A 16,103-nucleotide genomic window follows, 5' to 3' on the forward strand; every position below is an offset into this window, starting at 1 on the left:
ATTTTTTTTGCTCTGAGCGTGACGCCATGAGACAGGAACTCCTTTTTGTTGCGGTGATTGCTGCACTGGCTCTGGGTGTGATCATATCCCCCGCAGCAGCAACAACCACCGAGGTGCACATCGTCAGGTATGCACAGGACGGGACGACAATCCTGAACGAGACAACGGTGGACTACCGGTGGATGGAGACGAACCTCCCGGTCCTTGGTGACGGCATGACACACTATTATCACCAGGGCCCCACCTTCAACGAATCTGATATCTGGGATGCGGGCGAGTATCAGAACGTGGAAACACGTGATTTCGGGGCGGTGCAGGGGACATCGCTGAGTGCCCTGTGTGATCTCGTCGGCGGGATGAACGCAGGTGACACCCTGCGCATCACGGCAGAAGACGGGTTCTACAAAAACATCTCGTACGAGACGGTGTATGGGACGGATCCGCGAAAGGGGACGCCAGGGCTTGCATGGTATGCGGGGGAGGAATCCTTTGAGGGCGATCCCCAGGGCACCGGATATGTCCCGGCATATTACAACGGGCTACGCCTGATCTTCTTCGCCGACACCTCCTCCAACCCGTGGGGATGGCATGTCTTCGGCAACACCGATATGCGCGAGACGCTCCCTGAGGAGGAGTGGCACCTCTACAATGGCAAATGGCCCTCGACCAGCGGCCTATCCGTCAAGACGGTGAGCGACCTGGAGATCATCCCGTCATCTGCAGGGAGTGCGGAGGCGCCTGCGACAACACCGGCACAGTCGGCACTCTCTCCAATCGTTATCATCACCGGACTCCTGGCGGTTGCCTGTTGTGCGAGGAGATGAAGCGGTGATGTATCTGAGGTTTATCTGGGCTGTTCTGCTTGTTCTTCTGGTCTGTGGGGCTGCACCGGTAAGTGCGGCGACCACGTCGCTCACCATCACCAAACTCGCCTCCGATGACACCACGGTGCTGAACGAGACGACTGTGACATGGACCTGGATGCGGGACAATCTCCCGGTCTATGGTGACGGGATCACGGTCTACTACAACCAGGGTCCGGTCTTCGAGGGCGCATGGGATGACGTCCACCCGGACGAGCCCTACGACCCCTGGAACCCGACCGAGGACGTGAACATCGAGTACAAGGATCACGGCGAGTTCAGGGGGACAAATGTCCTCGATCTCTGTGCTCTGGCTGGCGGGACATCAGGCGGCGACATGGTGACCATCCGGGCCACGGACGGCATGAGCAAGACCTGGCCCGCCGAATATGTCATTGATCCCGATCCCGGACAGGGACCGATGGTGATCGGATGGGACCACGGGAAGGATCTCGGCACGGTTGAGGAGGGTTTCACTCAGGGGATGCGCCTCTACTTCCTGGCCCAGACCACCAATGCGGCCGGTCAGCATGTCTGGGGCAACTGGGACATGCATGAGGCATGGTCCGAGGACTACTGGTACTATTATAATGGCGAATATCCGTCGGCGTCAGGGAATTCGGTGTATTATGTCAGCGACATCGTCATCCACAGCCAGATCGATCCCTCATCTGGTGACGGCGGTGGCGATGGTGACGGCGGATCACAGGGAGGGTTTATGGGATCGTCCCTGAATCAGGACCTGCACGGGAGCGTGAATGGCAGTATATACGTGATCAGGACGGAGGGTCCTGCATGCCGGATCGGCAGCGGGGAGTCCTGCACATTTTACCTGGACCTGACCGGGCTGAACCGGACAGATGACGGGTATTTCTACCTCTTCGGGACGAACAACACGGACGCGAGAGGGGAAGAGGAGACAGGCATCGGTCTGCTCCTCGGCACGCAACCGGTGACGCCGTCGGCATATTATGCCGATGCCGGCGACACCTCTGCCGCTCCGGTGTCCGAGACCTGGCGGTACGACCTCGACGGAACGATTTCAGGCACAAACCTATCGGTCATTGTCACAAACCGCGGCTCTCCGGGCAGTGCCGTGACGATGTATGGCGGCGTGCTCGTCGCACCGTCAGGGGGAGGAGAGAACCGGACTGCATGGTGGATTGCAGAGGGTGCGGATACGGTGCAGGCCGACCCTGATCAGGGGGTATTTGAAGACGATGCCACGACGACTGCCACCTTCGCACAGATCACCGGCATGGATGCGACTGCCCTCGGTGGGTTTGTTGCCGTCACGACCGGCGCCTCGGGGAATGATACACGGAGCAACAGGGTCACATTGAACAGCGGCGAATGGATCAACCTGCTCACCGCTGGCCCGGATGAGATCAGCATCGGGCGGGTCGATGTCACCCCCTACCTGCACACCGGGAAAAATACCGTTTCAATCTCGAGCATACCCTATAGCGAGCAGGGCGACTATCTGGAGAACAGGCTGGTCATCCTGACCGTGACCGAGACACCCCTGCCCCAGACCACTCCTTCCATGCCGACCACCATGGCGGCGGAGAGCTTCGAACCCACGGAGGCGGCAACAGCAGCGCCCACCGGCGAGGCGCCATCAATCACACCGATAAAGAGTGGACCGGCGGAGAAGGGGGGAGGCATCTGGGATGGATTTTTCAGGCTGATCGGTCTTGAGAACGGCATATCTGATCTCCCCCTGATCGGACCCCTTTTAGGGGGCGGGGATGAAGAGGAGAACAATGGGTCGGCCATTTCGGCACCGGTCGACTCTCATCCCGCAGCAGAGGCGACGATCATGCCTCCTTCCGGTACCGCTCCGGCGAACGCCACCATCACGGTCATCACACACCCCGAGGGTGCGCAGGTGTTTCTGGATGGCGAGTATTCCGGCCGGATCACCCCCCTTCATCTGGAGGAGGTCCCGACCGGTCATCACACTCTTGCCCTCCATCTGGCCGATTACGAGTCATATGAAACCTCATTTGAACTTGAGGAGGATACGACCGTGGCAGTTACACTCGATCCGCTCAACCCGAACCTTGACGAGGACGCCTTCAGCCTGAACCTGGCGGCGATGCAGGGTCCGGACAGGCGATCAGGGGGTATATTTGTTGAGGCAACGGACGAGGGTGCGGAGATCTATATCGACGGGAAAAAGATCGATGGAACAACGCCTCAGGTGGTAAACGGCCTGAAAGAAGGGCTGCACCGTGTGAAGATCAAGATGGGCTCCACGACCTATTCACCCTCCACACTGGAGGTCTGGGTCACGGCCGGAGCGATCACCCCGGTGTTCTTCAACCGCTTCGAGCGGGGGGCGTCCCGGACGATCACCATCGACGATCCCGGCTACAGTGGTGAGTATATCTCGGTGAATGGTGTCTATACCGGCAAGAAAGTGCCGGCAAAGGTGACTATCAATGGAATTAATGCCTTTGCAGGGATTTTCCTTGAGGAAACATATCTCTCTGTCCCGATCTCGGACTTTGCCGAGGACGGGAGCACCACGACACTTGAGGACGGGATCGAAACCGTGCAGTCGATCCGGATCGGATCTGATCCGCCGGGGGCGAGGATCTTCGTAGACGGGTTTGATACCGGCATTGCCACGCCCGGCGTCATCGAACGGATCAGCCCCGGTTACCACAGGATCATGCTCAGCAAACCCGGTTTTTACCCGGAGGATACGGTGTTCCTCCTGCCCGAGCGGACGGATGAGCGGGAGATCACCCTCATCCTGGAGCCCTATGCCCATGGATCCCTGTATGTGAACTCCACCCCACAGGGGGCGCGGATCTATCTCTATGGTCTGAACACGGGAGAGGTAACACCACACCTCTTCTGTGGCATGGCGCTCGGTGCCTATGATGTGAAGGTTGTTGGACGATCTGACTCACAGACGACCGAAGATGTGCTTGTCAGGCCCAATGAGGTAACGGTCTGTGAATGCAGGCTTGAGGAGTAGCGTATGAGCGGTTGTGCGAGGGTGACAGGTCTGGTTGTGTTCCTGCTGATCATACCGGTGGCGGTGATGGGTGCGGCAAACACCAGCGTCGTCTGGGGTCCGTATGTCACCGGCACTACCGGAACGGGGGCGATCGTCTCCTGGAAGACGGTGGACCCGACGGTCGGGGCGGTGGAATATCTGCCGCCGGGGGTGAACGCCCCGCTGGTAGTGACGGATGGACGATGCACCGATCTCCACCATGTCAACCTGACCGATCTCACCCCCGGGACGTCGTATACCTATCAGGTCCGGGTGAACGATAGCCCGGGTCCGGATGGATCGTTTTCGACTTTCGGGAACGGACCGGTGAAATTTGTTGTCTATGCCGACACCCGCGCCCAGGTTCCCCTGTTTACCCAGATGGAACGCCACAGACTGGTTGCAGAACGGATTGCACAGGAGGATAACCTCTCTTTTGTGTTGCATTGCGGCGATTTTGTCACATTCGGGGACGATGAGGAGGAGTGGGACGATTTTTTTATGGCCGGCGCCCCGATGCTGGCCAGAACGACCATCATGCCGGTTCTCGGCAACCATGAGGGTAACCGGTCCCTGTACTATGAGATCTTCTCGATGCCGGAGTGGTATTCCTTCACCGCCGGTGATGCGCATGTGGTCGTACTCGACTCAAATGACTGGGCGAGGGGACGCATGGATGAGCAGACGGACTGGATGATGCTGGACCTTGCGTCATCGAACGGCACACCGTTTGTTGCCTTCCACCACCCGCCCTTCTCGTCCAATGAACGGCTCTGGGGTGGGGACCGCTTCATCAGGGAGAACTGGGTGCCCATATTCGAAGAATTCGATGTTGGCACTGTCTTTAATGGCCACACACATGCCTATGAACACTATTCCGTGAACGAAACCGACTATTTCGTAATACCGTGCGGCGGTGAGGAGTTCTTCAGCCTTTCCGAAAACAAGCCGGAGGGATTTGTGACGGCCCTCGAACACACCCTTGCATATCTGCGAGTCAGCGTGGACGACGAAAAGACACTGGTGGAGGTCGTTCCTGTTGCCTCGGTCTCTGAGGACAACACGGCAATCATCCACATGTATCCGCCGGGGGAGGTGTTTGAAACGGTCATGCTGCCATCCGAGAGATGCTGTATCGGATCGTTTCCCCACCTGATACCTCCGCTCCCGCCGTTCTGGCTTCCTCTACTCCATGAGATGGTACCATGACCCCGAACAGAGTCATTTTGATGCTGGCCCTGCTGTGCATGATTGCCGGTGGGGCCTGTGCGGCACCGACAACCTCGGTGCATGTGTCAGCGATTGCAGAGGACGGTACAACCGTCCTGAATGAGACGACGGTCGATTATCATTGGATGGAGGAGAACCTCCCGGTGCTCGGGGATGGCGTGACGCATTATTACCACCAGGGTCCGGTGTTCACGGACGACAAGGAGGAGCAGTGGGACCGGAACGAGACCACGAACTTCAAGGACCACGGCGCAGTGAAGGCTACGGACCTTGCCGACATCTGTGATCTCGTCGGCGGGATGGCGCCCGGCGATGAGGTGATGGTCAAGGCAGGTGATGGCTACCATATCGAGTTCGATTATGCGAACGTGTATGGACCTGATCCGCGTCAGGGGCCGATCGGCATCTGCTGGTATAATGGCGAGGACGCAGCGGTCGGAGAGCGGCAGGGTGTCGGCTACCCGCCGGACTATCATGCAGGGATGCGTCTTGTCTTCTTTGCCGACACCTCGACCAATGCGGAGGGACTGCACGTCTTTGGCAACCAGGACATGCGCGAGTGCTTCCCTGCCGAGCGTCTCCATCTCTTCAACGACCTCTATCCCTCTACCAATGGATATACGGTGAAGTGGATCGACGAGGTGCGGGTCTATAAGGGCGGCTACAGCGGTGCAAAGAATGTGCCGGTGAAGTCCCTCCAGGACCCTGCCGGGGCTGAACAACCGGTGAATGCAGAGAGCACACAGAGCGCAGGTCCGCTCTTCGGATTCCTGGTTGGACTGGGCGTTGCCGCTGGCGTATGGAGGACGAGGAGATGAACAGACGTTGTGCCCTGTTCCTGGCAGTATTTGCCCTCATCTGCGCGGCGGTCGCCTGCGGTTGTACCGGCACGCTCGATCCCGGGGTTCAGACCGGCGAGGAGGTGTCCTGGAACCTCACGATCTCTGACGGAACCACCGAGGAGATCCTCACCCTCTCAGAGATCAGAGAACTCCCTGCCTGGGAGGGATACGGGCACGCGGTTTCCACGGTCGGGATCAAGTACGGTCCCTATACGGTCAGGGGCGTGGAACTGACGACGCTGCTCGATCGTATCGGCGGGTTTGACGAGGGTGATCAGGTCGGAATATCAGCACCTGACGGGTATTACTGGGTCTTTGACGACGAACAGATGGCCGGAAAGGGTTTTGTGACCTTTGATGCCGACCTCAAGGAGAAACCCTCGCCGCCCCTCGCGGTGGTGCTGGCCTATGAGTTTAACGGCACGGCAATTTCAGAAGAGGACGGCGGACCCCTCAGGATTGTTGTGGGCACCGATGAACCGGGCACCATCACCGAGGGGAGCGCCTGGGTGAAGTGGGTGGACCGGATCGAGGTGAAACGGTCATGAGGGGCGCCTCTCTCCTTCTACTCGCTCTTGCGGTTGTTTTCGTGCTTACAGCAGGGTGCACCGGCGAGGAGGAGCGAGTGGAGGTGAAGGTGATCCCTGCCGGAAGCCTTCTTCTCCCCCTGGAGAGCGTGGAGGCGGGATTCGAGGAGACCCATCCCGGTGTCGATATCCAGATCGAGGGGCATGGCAGCATCCAGTGCGTCAGGCAGGTGACCGATCTCCACCGCCCGGTTGATCTGGTGGTGGTCGCGGACGAGAACCTGATCCCTGACATGATGTACCGACCCCGGGAGGACGGGGGTGGCAACTACACTGATTCCTACACCTCCTTTGCCACCAACCGGATGGTGATCGCCTATACGGGGTCCAGTCGTTATGCCGACGAGATCACCACCGAAAACTGGTACGAGATCCTCTCCCGTCCTGATGTGGTCGTCGGCATCTCAAACCCGATGCTCGATGCTGCGGGATACCGCTCTTTGATGGTGACCACCCTTGCCGGCGACTATTATGGTGACGACACGATCTTCGGGGACATTCTCGGCGATCATCTCCGCCCGAACGTGAGCGTGAGCATGGAGGGGAATGTCACCACCATCACGCTCCCAGAGGTGCTGAAACCGGAAAGCGGGAAGGTCAGGATACGGGACGGGAGCATCTATCTCCTCTCGCTTCTTGATGCAGGCGGTGTGGACTATGCCCTTGAGTACCGGAGCGTGGCCGAAGGGCATGGTTTACAGTATATCCTGCTCCCGCCGGAGATTGATCTCTCATCTGCCGTCCATGCAGACAATTACCGGCGAGTCGTGGTCTCTCTCGGGTTCCAGAGGTTCAGTTCGATTGGGAGCGAACGCATCGGAGCACCGATCGTGTATGCGGCGACGGTCCCGAATGGTGCGCCGCACCCGGAGATCGCAAATGAGTTTATGGGGTATATGATTGAAGAGTTCAGTAAGGGCTATGAGATGTGGCCCGATCCTGTAAAGGGGGGAAATTGAAATATTTTTATTATTTTTGAAATAATCTCCCATTATTATGCCTTGTGTAAATAGATTCCATTTATTTGTTTGAAATGTAAAAAAAATATTGTTGTCCGGGTGTCATACCTTTCATTTACCCTTGAGGACCGGGTGTCATGAACAACGATATGCTCATCGCCGGAACGGAAAACCCCTCTGAATATTGTGGGGGTGCCCGTTATCTGAAAACCCTCCTTGAGAGTATCCATTCTATTTCCGGCATATCGTGCAGTTTTTTGACTGTTGAATGGGCTGTGTCTGTTGCTGCCGGGACTCCCTTCTTCTGCACTGAATGCTGTCAGTATCGTCAGGATACATCTGGTAGATCGTGCCGGAAACCTATGAAAAATACTGGTATGGCTGATGAACCTGTTATGTTCCGGTGCAGCGCCGGTTTCTGGCATGTCGCCGCTCCGGTGCTGTTTGATGGTTGTCATCGTGCGACGCTTCTGGCAGGGCCGTTTCTGTCTGCTGAGGGGGATGATATGCGCGGTTCGGCTTTGCCGCAGGCCGATTCCTCCGTTCCGGTGTCAGATCCGGTTGTCGATGTCGCTAAGGGCGTGCCGGTGCTGCGGCAGGAGGTGGCGAGAGGTGTTCTCGCCCTCATTTCGTCCAGTGCAGAACTCCTCTCGATGTATGCCACCAGCAATCTCCGACGTATGCGGGAGGCAGAGGAGAGGAGAACTACAGAGATCCGTCTTCATCAGTCCGAGAATCTCTATCGGACGATTTTTGAGCATAGCGGGACCGCCATGGCGATCGTTCGCGGTGACGGTTCGATCATCTGGGCGAATATCTGTTTTTCAAACCTCTTCATGATCGATCAGGACGCCCTCTGTGGGGTGTCGTGGACGATCTTCGCCTCTCCTGAAGAGCAGGTGAGGCTCGAACAGATTCTCAGGCAACAGGAGGATGAACCGACCTTTACGGTTCAGAACTATGAGACCACGCTCAGCAGTGTCGAAGGGCGGGAGATCCGGGCGATCCTGAATGTCGGGATGATCCCGCAGAGCGATCGCTATGTCATCTCCCTCCTTGACGTAACAGAAAGGCGGCATCTTGAAGAGGTTCGTGCGTCGGCGTTCGATCAGATCGAGCGGAATTTTACGCAGCTAGCAGTTCTCAACGACCAGATCAGAAACCCGCTGGCTGCCATCGTTGGTCTGGCAGGGATGAGCGAGAGTGAGGATGCCGGGGATATCCTCAGGCATGCGATGACCATCAACGCCATTGTCACACACCTCGATGAACGATGGCTTGAATCCGAGACTGTCCGAAAATACCTCCGCAAACACCATCATATTGAGACGTGATCCCCGTTTGTGGTTTACGGATCTCAGGTTTATGGCAGGACCGCCCGTGGTGAGGTGGTCCAAAATGGATTTAGGCAGGCTGGTTTTCACGTTTTTTCATGTATGTGCGAATGTCCAGTTCACCTGTCTACCTCGAATATCCTCTCTTTCACGCCGGTTTCCGCCTCATACCACATAAACCACACCGCGGCGAAGACGAGTGGCAGCCCCACCGGGACGGAAGAACCCGGCCTGACAGGATGACATCTGAGAACCTTCGTGCCATGCTTCTCCCCGGGTCACATTTATTATCTCGGACAGAAGAGTACCCGGAACGATGACGATGGGCAGCCCTGGAGCAGATCTTTTCGGGCCGGAAACCGGCCGCCTCCATGTCCTCGACCGGGAGGAGAGGGCTCGCGTTCTCCGGGAGATCGGGGATGTCATGGGTCGGTTCCCCGTAGTCTCTCTGGGTTATGTCTTCCGTTCGTTTCTCCGGGGGCCGTTTCATGACCTCGATTGTGCAGTTCTTCTCTCTGGATCCCACTCGCCGTACGAGGCGATGAAGATCGCCCGGCGTATCGAGGGGGAGATCGAGCGGGCGATCGGCTACCTCTGCGTCGTCGAGTGCCGGGTCCTCAACGATGCCCCGGTTTCGTTTGCCTATGAGGTGATCAGGGCCGGGCGTGCGGTGTATGTGCGTGAGCCTGCTGTGCGGATCAGGTATGAAGCAGGTCTGATCTCGGCCTGGCAGGACTATCGAGAGACGCTGGTCTGGTTCAACCGGCGGTACCTGGGGGGATCGCCGTGATGTTCCAGGATGAAGAGGGGATCATCGCTCATCTCAGGGAACTGGATGAGGCCCTTTCTGACTGGGAGCTACCAGACTGTTTCGCATCAGGGGTTTCTGGAGAACCGGGATACAAGAAATATGGTACTCCATGCTCTCCTGATCGCCATTCAGGCAACGATTGATATTGCCAATCACCTGATTGCAGGAGAGGATCTCAGGCGGCCTTCGACCTATCGGGAGAGTTTTGTCATTCTCTCGGAGCGGGGAGTTCTCACGCCCGAACTCGGGGAGGCGATGGGCGATCTGGCCGGGTTTCGGAATGTGCTCGTCCATATCTACTGGCGCCTCAACCTGGAGGAGGTATATCGGGTTCTGCAGGACGATCTCCCGGTGGTCCGTGAGTTTGAGGCTGTGGTGAAGGGGTACCTGAAGGAGCGTTGAAGCGGGTTTTTATTGTTCTTTTTATGGTTCCAACGGGATGGGCATCCCCCTTCTCAGCCTGATCACGAGCCAGTCATCGATGACCTCGGCCAGACCTTCCCGGCACGCCTCGAGCGTTGTGCCGGTGGCCCGGACTCCGGGGAGTTTGGGGACCTCACCATAGTGGGGTTCGTCGTCCTCGATGATCTCGTAGCGGGCGTGATGCATCGCCGCTGTTATATATTCGATGATCATGTGCGGTCAGGGGACGTTTGGTCCCGGATGGTCATAAAGGCTTTTTCAGGGGCACATGGAGAGGAGTCCCACGGAAGGGCGAAGGATCCGATACTCTGAACCGGTCAGTCCCTTCCTCTCAGGAAATGTCTGGAGGGTGTTTATCTGTCTCTGAGAAGGTGATCCAGAAGATCAACAGAGCATTCCCTGGTGTATTACGTCTCTGGTATGAAACAGCGAATTTATGAAGGCTCTCTCCCTCCGGATGGCAACCGGGGAGTGGAGGGCAGCTGATGATATACCCGCCGTCCGGGGGCCGGGGGTGACGACGACGTTGAAGATCATAATCAGATGATTCGTATCAATGGTGTTGGATACTGGTCTGGGAGAAGTCGGTCGGGAGTTGCCCATCAGAACCCGGGGTGGAGATGGACGTTCTGGTGGGGCGCCATGTGGCGCACTTCTTTGCATTCGGCTGTTTCGAACCGTCAACGAAGACGGGGATCTCACAGCCGATCATAGACATTTTTTCGGTGGTCGACATCGACTGCCATAATAACGAATTGTTGGTGCTCAAACGCCAGGATCACCCGGTACACTCCTACCCTCAGGGAGAATAACGGTGAATTGGTCAGGCGCTTCACCTTGAGATGAGGGTATTCTTCTTCCGCCAGCAGTTCGAGCGCCCCGATGATCCGGACGGCAGCCTCCTCCGGGAGGTGTCTGATCTTGCGCTGGACTCTTTTCGAGTAGATGAGCGAGTATCTCACTCGATCCCCAGATCCCGTTTCAGCGCTTCATGCGTCACAAACTCGCCTCGCTTGATCTCGTCGAGTGACGCCTGGATCTCGGCGATCGTCTCCGGGCTCAGCGGTTCGGTATCCTCGCTCTGTTCAAGCAGCCGGTGTACGATGGATCGATATGGTTCTCTGGGGTAGCGACGGAGGCGGTTCAACCGGTCCCGGTCGGATCTGGTGATTTCTATTGTGGTTGTCTCCTCTCGCATAATGTCATATGGTCCGTTATGGGGCATAAAAGCATGGCCATGGGTTCGGGCAGGAGAGGACCATGTCTCCATTTCGCTGCCGGCGTCACAGGGGCGATCCGTCGTCTCCGTTTGTATCGACCTGATGGTCTTCTTGCTGTCAGGGTCTGGAGGTTCGCTGTTCTCCCCCTGCCACACAAACCACGCCGTCGTGAAGATCAGCGGCAGCCCGGACTGGCACGTACATCCCCACGGGGCCGGGGGAGAGGGAGCCGTACTGCACCACGCAAGGAAGGGGGAAAAACGTCGCGCTGGTGGACCGCACGGTCACGATGTCGCGGATATTTCCGGGCCGATCTATGCCTGAACGGCCCCGTGAATCCGGGGAGAAACACATCACAGCCCTGAAACGTCGGAGACCAATCCTATCGAATGAAGCCACACTATCCTTATCAAAGAGGGAATGTCGGTTCACTTTTCGGTCCCGGTCCATGCGGGCAGGGTTCTCGGGCCCGGGCTGCTGAGAAAAATTATTGCTGCGGCGGCGGATTTGTGGGGGCGCCGATTTCTTCTTTTATTCTACCATTGCTCACGCGGTAGGCGCGATAGGCAGCGAAGGTATGGGGAACGCTCAGGAATAATCGCGCCTTCATGTCTGTTGGTTGAGATCGTCGTTGTGCAATTCTCAGGAAATATCCGGAGAAGTGTTTTCATCCTCTCCCTTCTCTTTCCCCTCCCCCCGCCACACAAACCAAGCAACCGCAATCACAATCGGCAGCCCCACCGGCACACAGAATCCGGCCTGACCGTGGAGGAGGGGGCCGTAGTGGGCGAATGCCGCCAGGAGGGAGCACGCCCCCGCCCCTGCCAGCAGGAGGGCGACCCCTCTTCGCTCGCCCTCGGGCCAGCGGGCGATCCACGCGGCGAATGCCGCAAGGACGAGGAGGGTGGCGAGCGCCCATACGAGGATGGCCAGCCCCGAACGCCCCCCAATGAGCCCGGTGGCGACGTAGTTGACCTCCTGCCAGATGGGTATCCAGGAGGTGCCGTAGATGGTGTGCTGGTAGAGGACGAGGGGGAAGCGGATGCCTGCCCCCATGAAATCACCGATCACGAAGATGTTGACGGGTGCGAGCAGGCAGGCGAGGAGGAGGACAGGGGTGTATCTGGATTCGCTCATCTGATCATCTCAAGGGTTTTGGGGGGAAAAAGGGTTAGATTGTTGTGTCCAGGATGACCTGCCCCGCCCCGTTTGTGAACGTGGCGGCGACGGTCACCCGGCACCGTGTCGACGGCACGGGCGTGGTGTTCTGTGCATTAGCACCCACCTCCGCATCGAGCCAGTCGGTCTGTTCAACCCCGTTGATCGTCCAGTTCAGGTGGTGGACCTTGTGGGCGTCCTGTCCGCCGTAATAGGCCACCGCGATCCCCCCGTTGATCCGCTCTGCCGTCGCCCCGACCGAATACGACTCGGGGAGGGGTTGCGTGGCGCTCAGGCAGAACGATGCCACGACCCCTGCGAGCAGGGCGGTAACGGCGACCATCAGGGCCACAGCCATAACCTGCGAGACTGCCTCTTCACTATGGAACAGGTTCATTGGTATACCTCTCTTTCTGGACGGGAACATCGATGATCCGTCTTTAGATGGGGGTTGCACATATCTAAAGATGCCGATTTGTGATATGGGTGGCATTTATAAAAATTTCGATTTCAATTTCTCATGTTTCCATGGTGTAGGCTAAAATTGGCTGCCCTATGTGGGAGATGTGGGTGAAGTCCCGCCCCGCGATGGTGCCGGGGCGGTTGGCTCTATTCTTTATATTGGCGAGGTGATGCACATCCGGTGCTGGGTGTGGCAGTGGTCATCAAGTGGTACGGGCGCTGCCGCTGGCACTGCCATGGTGTTCTGTGAATATGAACTCCCCCCGCCTGGTATCGGTCGAACGTCAGGTATGGGTGGTTGGCGCTGTGGGGCGTTCTCCATTGGGGAAGGTCGCCAGCAATCCCCCATCGAAGATGTCTTTGAAGGGGCTGCATTGTGTTCAGGCGGAATGATGCGATTCAGTCCTGCGATCGGGGCAGTAATGGCGACCACTCAGATACAGTCACGACCTGCGAGACTGCATGCTCATGGTTCAAAAAAAGGGGGGGTTAGACGTAGGTGTCCAGGATGACCTGAGAGCTGCCGTCGTTGAATGCTGCGGTAACAACGATATGTTGTTTCTCACCTGCTCCATCATCCACCCATACCTTTGCAGTTGCGCCGGGTATTGTAGATGGGAATGCTGCCGGTGTTCCTGAGTTAAGGGTATAGTTCAGGCCCGTTACATATGAATCATCTGCGCCGCCCTGATAGGTCACAAAAATGTCTTTGTCTGCAGGGGTTGAGTCGTTCACTTTTGCTGTGGCCGTGGCGGCAACACTCTTGGTGGTCTGCACGTTTCCGGCCATCCCGAACACGAACGCGGCAATGACCGCGGCCAGGATCACCGTGATGGCGACCATGAGGATGACGCCGATGACCGGCGACACTGCTTCTTCATTTTCGAACTGTTTCATCGGTTTCACCTCCACACCCGGGGGGGCGTGGCTAGTATATGCTATCGCATTCTCATATTTAAAGATGATCGTTTCCTTTTGGCGGCTGAAATTTTATCTTAAATATATTTTCAGGGAATACTTCCGCTGATCCTGCTCATGTCGCCGATAATCGGTTATTCCGGGGGTGGGAATGGGGGGGTGGAGGCGGTGTTCTGCCCGGGCAGGATACAATCCGGGCGGATCAGGGCATTCGGGGCTGGATCCGTCCGCCCGTGCGGTCCCGCACTCCATGCCCCGACACCCGGGCGCCACCCTGCCGCTGTGCGCCGCCGCCGCAGGATCCGGGGGTTGTTCAGGCGGGAGGGCGAGGTTTTTTCAGAGTGATACAATAAAAAGAGATCGAATTGATATTGCCGTCATAAATTCTCTATTCTTGAAATATGTGGAATTTATTGGGTAAATCGGCGTGCACCCGGTCCCTCCTCTCCGGTGCCCCGCCCCCACCCGCCGCACCAGAGGGGGCGGACCGAGCGCCGCCCGGCCAGGTCCGGGACGGCATGGCGGATCGCATCGGCGGTGAAGGCCTTCGCCACGGCGAACGCCTCCCGCAGGTCCATGCCGCGGGCAAGACCGGCGGTGAGGGATGCGGAGAAGCAGCACCCCGAGCCGTGGACCTGGTAGGGCGAGCGGGGGGCGGTGAGCACCAGCTCGCCCTCGTGGTCCAGCAGGAGGTCGGCGGGCTCCCCCTCCAGGTGCCCGCCCTTGACGATCACCGCCGCCGCACCCATCGCCAGGATCGCCTCGGCCGCCGCCCGCATATCTCCGGGGCTCTGGATTTCGGTGAGGGCGAGCGCCTCCGCCTCAGGGATGTTCGGGGTCACCACCGCCGCACGCGGGATCAGGTCGGCGATGAGTGCGTCGGCCGCTTCCTCGGCCAGCAGGCGGGCGCCCGAGGTGGCCACCATCACCGGATCAACGACGAGCGGCACGCCTTCGGGAAGGGCCGCCGCCACCGCCCTGATGATCCCGGCCTCCGCGAGCATCCCGGTCTTCGCCGCTCCCACCGGGAAGGCCGCGAAGACCGCCTCCATCTGGGCCGCCACCGCCCCCGGAGGAAGGGGCCAGGCCCCGGCCACGCCCCCGGGGTTCTGGGCGGTCACTGCCGTCACCGCCGCCGTCCCCCAGACACCGAGGGCGGCGAAGGCCGCAAGGTCGGCCTCGATCCCGGCCCCGCCGCCCGAGTCCGAACCCGCGATCGAGAGGGCACACGGAATGGAATACATCTGCGAGAGGGTGGGCGCCGGGAGGTGAAGTAGGTGGCGCTTTTTGCCGTCTTCATGACTCTTCGTGAGAGGCGATGGCGGGCATGAATAACCCTCGCGTCCAGAAATGTGATGATTCTACAAAGCCGTTCTTGCGAAGATCCCGCCCTCACACCGAGAGATCGACCTCCCCCGCTGCAAGGGGGCGGGCACAGATCCGGCCCTCGTGGACGTCTTTCATCACCGCATCGATCCGTCTGGAGATATCGGCGGTGTAATACGCCTCGCCGCAGTTGTCGCAGATGAAGGCGGGGACCTCTTTGATAACGATAATCTCGTCCCCGACGCGTGCGATGAACTCAGCCTTTCCTTCGTGCAGCCTTCCCCTGCAGAACGTGCATCTCTCCGGAATCATCGCCTCCCCTCCTCCGACGCCCGGGCCAGATCCTGGTGGGGCGGGCACACCCATGCGGTCCCGTCTTCTCCCGGCCTGTATCCTCCAGGATCAGCCGTTCCGGCAGGGGAGCGATGGCGGCAGGTGTGAGACTCAGTCATTCAGGATCCCGTCTCCTCCAGGTGCCGGAGAAAGTCCTCCTTCGTCAGGTTCGCCTGCATCAGGATCGACCGCAGCATCCCCCGCGGCAGCTCATATGAGCGCGGCACCACCACCAGCACCCGCCGCCCCTCCTCGTCCGCATAATATACTGCCACGTGCCCGCCCCTGCTCCGCCTCGGGGCATACGTAAACCCCGCCTTCAGGAGGGCGGCGATCACCCGCTCCGACGAGAGTGCCGGGAACCGCTTCATCCCTCCACCTCAAAGGTGGAGGCGAACTTCCGCCGCGCCAGGAGCGCCCCTTCCAGGTCGTCGGCAAAACCGAGTGCGCGTGCGTTCTCCATATAGAGGTCCACGGCGTCCTTCAGGTTCGACAGGGCGTCGGCTGGTGTCCTCCCGCAGGAGGCGACGCCGAGCTCCGGGCAGGCGGCCACATACCCGCCCCCCTCCTCCCAGAGGGCGGCCATCATGTTCCGGCTCTTCATCCTCCCCTCCCTCGGCATCG

General features: G+C 58.8%; 20 protein-coding genes. 10 read left to right on the forward strand and 10 right to left on the reverse strand.

The window, feature by feature from the left end; translation table 11 throughout:
• Positions 1-26: 26 nt before the first annotated feature.
• From CUJ86_RS04330 to hepT, 9 genes are all read left to right on the forward strand, one after another.
• Positions 27-824 (forward strand): argininosuccinate synthase, encoded by a 798-nt coding sequence (locus CUJ86_RS04330; RefSeq protein WP_130646346.1) that lies wholly within the window; start codon positions 27-29, stop codon positions 822-824.
• Between the two features lie 7 nt (positions 825-831).
• Positions 832-3,855, forward strand: a complete 3,024-nt coding sequence (locus CUJ86_RS04335; protein ID WP_130646347.1) for a PEGA domain-containing protein — start codon at positions 832-834, stop codon at positions 3,853-3,855.
• Between the two features lie 3 nt (positions 3,856-3,858).
• Entirely contained in the window at positions 3,859-5,085 is a 1,227-nt protein-coding gene (locus tag CUJ86_RS04340) for a purple acid phosphatase family protein (protein WP_130646348.1), read from the forward strand.
• Positions 5,082-5,924, forward strand: a complete 843-nt coding sequence (locus CUJ86_RS04345; RefSeq protein ID WP_130646349.1) for an argininosuccinate synthase — start codon at positions 5,082-5,084, stop codon at positions 5,922-5,924. The genes CUJ86_RS04340 and CUJ86_RS04345 overlap by 4 nt, the downstream gene beginning before the upstream one ends.
• Positions 5,921-6,496, forward strand: a complete 576-nt coding sequence (locus CUJ86_RS04350; protein ID WP_165394775.1) for a molybdopterin-dependent oxidoreductase — start codon at positions 5,921-5,923, stop codon at positions 6,494-6,496. The genes CUJ86_RS04345 and CUJ86_RS04350 overlap by 4 nt, the downstream gene beginning before the upstream one ends.
• A complete protein-coding gene (wtpA, locus tag CUJ86_RS04355; RefSeq protein ID WP_130646351.1) occupies positions 6,493-7,494 on the forward strand; it encodes a tungstate ABC transporter substrate-binding protein WtpA in 1,002 nt (333 codons plus the stop codon). Before CUJ86_RS04350 ends, wtpA begins: the two co-directional genes overlap by 4 nt.
• Before the next feature lie 149 nt (positions 7,495-7,643).
• Positions 7,644-8,828 (forward strand): PocR ligand-binding domain-containing protein, encoded by a 1,185-nt coding sequence (locus CUJ86_RS04360; protein ID WP_235855602.1) that lies wholly within the window; start codon positions 7,644-7,646, stop codon positions 8,826-8,828.
• A 316-nt stretch (positions 8,829-9,144) separates the two neighbouring features.
• Entirely contained in the window at positions 9,145-9,618 is a 474-nt protein-coding gene (locus CUJ86_RS04365) for a nucleotidyltransferase domain-containing protein (protein WP_235855575.1), read from the forward strand.
• A gap of 120 nt (positions 9,619-9,738) precedes the next feature.
• A complete protein-coding gene (gene hepT / locus CUJ86_RS04370; RefSeq protein ID WP_235855576.1) occupies positions 9,739-10,041 on the forward strand; it encodes a type VII toxin-antitoxin system HepT family RNase toxin in 303 nt (100 codons plus the stop codon).
• Between the two features lie 21 nt (positions 10,042-10,062).
• On the opposite strand, the gene CUJ86_RS04375 is transcribed toward hepT, so the two are convergent.
• The 6 genes from CUJ86_RS04375 to CUJ86_RS04405 all read right to left on the reverse strand — a co-directional run bounded on the left by CUJ86_RS04375 (position 10,063) and on the right by CUJ86_RS04405 (position 13,799).
• Entirely contained in the window at positions 10,063-10,275 is a 213-nt protein-coding gene (locus CUJ86_RS04375) for a type II toxin-antitoxin system HicB family antitoxin (protein ID WP_130646353.1), read from the reverse strand.
• Positions 10,276-10,760: 485 nt separating this feature from the next.
• A complete protein-coding gene (locus tag CUJ86_RS04385) occupies positions 10,761-11,024 on the reverse strand; it encodes a type II toxin-antitoxin system RelE family toxin (RefSeq protein ID WP_130646354.1) in 264 nt (87 codons plus the stop codon).
• Positions 11,021-11,260: a hypothetical protein gene (locus tag CUJ86_RS04390; protein ID WP_130646355.1), complete on the reverse strand. Its 240-nt coding sequence runs from the start codon at positions 11,258-11,260 to the stop codon at positions 11,021-11,023. The genes CUJ86_RS04385 and CUJ86_RS04390 overlap by 4 nt, the downstream gene beginning before the upstream one ends.
• A 664-nt stretch (positions 11,261-11,924) precedes the next feature.
• Positions 11,925-12,419 (reverse strand): hypothetical protein, encoded by a 495-nt coding sequence (locus CUJ86_RS11800; protein ID WP_165394776.1) that lies wholly within the window; start codon positions 12,417-12,419, stop codon positions 11,925-11,927.
• Positions 12,420-12,453: 34 nt separating this feature from the next.
• A complete protein-coding gene (locus tag CUJ86_RS04400) occupies positions 12,454-12,837 on the reverse strand; it encodes a type IV pilin (RefSeq protein ID WP_165394777.1) in 384 nt (127 codons plus the stop codon).
• 554 nt (positions 12,838-13,391) lie between these two features.
• Positions 13,392-13,799, reverse strand: coding sequence for a type IV pilin (locus tag CUJ86_RS04405; RefSeq protein WP_130646357.1), 408 nt, complete (start codon positions 13,797-13,799; stop codon positions 13,392-13,394).
• A 138-nt stretch (positions 13,800-13,937) separates the two neighbouring features.
• On the opposite strand from CUJ86_RS04405, the gene CUJ86_RS04410 reads away from it, so the two are divergent.
• Entirely contained in the window at positions 13,938-14,165 is a 228-nt protein-coding gene (locus tag CUJ86_RS04410) for a hypothetical protein (RefSeq protein ID WP_130646358.1), read from the forward strand.
• A gap of 65 nt (positions 14,166-14,230) precedes the next feature.
• Here the strand turns inward: CUJ86_RS04410 and thiD are convergent, their stop codons facing one another.
• From thiD to CUJ86_RS04430, 4 genes are all read right to left on the reverse strand, one after another.
• Complete coding sequence (gene thiD / locus CUJ86_RS04415; protein ID WP_130646359.1) at positions 14,231-15,064, reverse strand: bifunctional hydroxymethylpyrimidine kinase/phosphomethylpyrimidine kinase; 834 nt, start codon at positions 15,062-15,064, stop codon at positions 14,231-14,233.
• 148 nt (positions 15,065-15,212) lie between these two features.
• Complete coding sequence (locus CUJ86_RS04420) at positions 15,213-15,458, reverse strand: type II toxin-antitoxin system MqsA family antitoxin (RefSeq protein WP_130646360.1); 246 nt, start codon at positions 15,456-15,458, stop codon at positions 15,213-15,215.
• 140 nt (positions 15,459-15,598) lie between these two features.
• The gene (locus CUJ86_RS04425; protein ID WP_130646361.1) at positions 15,599-15,850 is read right to left on the reverse strand and encodes a type II toxin-antitoxin system HicA family toxin; all 252 of its coding nucleotides are present in this window, start codon (positions 15,848-15,850) and stop codon (positions 15,599-15,601) included.
• A complete protein-coding gene (locus CUJ86_RS04430; RefSeq protein WP_130646362.1) occupies positions 15,847-16,083 on the reverse strand; it encodes a type II toxin-antitoxin system HicB family antitoxin in 237 nt (78 codons plus the stop codon). The genes CUJ86_RS04425 and CUJ86_RS04430 overlap by 4 nt, the downstream gene beginning before the upstream one ends.
• Positions 16,084-16,103: the final 20 nt, after the last annotated feature.

Origin of the sequence: Methanofollis fontis, from assembly GCF_004297185.1 — an archaeon.
Classification (GTDB): domain Archaea; phylum Halobacteriota; class Methanomicrobia; order Methanomicrobiales; family Methanofollaceae; genus Methanofollis; species Methanofollis fontis.